The sequence below is a fragment of the Angustibacter aerolatus genome (assembly GCF_054776675.1).
Genome location: NZ_BAAHBM010000198.1, coordinates 1 through 861, shown reverse-complemented (window position 1 = coordinate 861; position 861 = coordinate 1). Strand labels below are relative to the sequence as shown.

The window sequence follows — 861 nt, the reverse complement described above, 5'->3', positions numbered from 1 at the left end:
CGCCCGCCTGCCCGGCTCGGCGGCGCGCAGCCGGTCGAGCAGGCCGTCCTGGCCGACCGGCACGCCGACGACGGTGCCGTGCAGCAGCGTCGAGGCCTCCGGTCGGGGCGGCGCCGGGCGCGGCACCACCTGGTAGGCGCCGTCGACCCGGGCGTCGACCCGACCGAGCACGCTGCCGCCGAGCAGCCCCGGGGCGAACGCCGTGGACGCCGCCCCGGACGCGGTCGCGCGCCCGGCCGTCCCGACGGCGCTCGGGAACCGCTCCGCCACGACCCGCCCCACCGCGGCGAGCGACAGCAGGCCGGTGCCCGAGCCGGTGCCGGCGGGAGGGGTCGCGGTGCGCGCGACGGGCCTGGCGTGCCGGTACCAGGCCAGGTCGTCCAGGGCGCGGTCCAGCGAGGTCTCGCCGCGGACGCCGTCGAGCGGGTCGAGGTCCGGCTGCGACCACCACCCGACGACGAGGTAGGTGCCCCGCCCGGCGAACGGGCCGCCGGGCAGCGCGCCGCCCAGCTCGACGTCCGCCGCCAGGTCGTCGAGCGGGTCGTGGAAGGCGAACCGGCCGAGGGCGGCGTCGTACCCGGCGGTCCACGTGAGCGTGCCGCCGGCGGTGCCGGTGAGCCCGGCGGCCGGCACCTGCGCGGTGCCGGCGAGCGGGCCCGGCGGCGTGCCGGTCCACTCCGGCAGCGGGGTCGACGTGCCGGTGGTGGCGTCGAGCACCCAGCCGGTCGGCTGCACCGCGCCCCCCTTCGCGGGGGCGAGCAGGCGCAGCACCAGCCACCGGTCCGGCAGCGTCGGCAGGCCCAGGCCGCCGCCGTCGGCGCGCGGCGCGGCGTGGTCGGCGCCGTCCGCCGGACCGGGGTC

At 81.4% G+C, this 861-nt stretch carries 1 pseudogene; it reads right to left on the bottom strand.

Annotation, left to right across the window (positions count from 1 at the left end):
• Positions 1–861 (bottom strand): annotated as a pseudogene (locus ACYVI6_RS18780) (hypothetical protein); the annotation flags it as partial.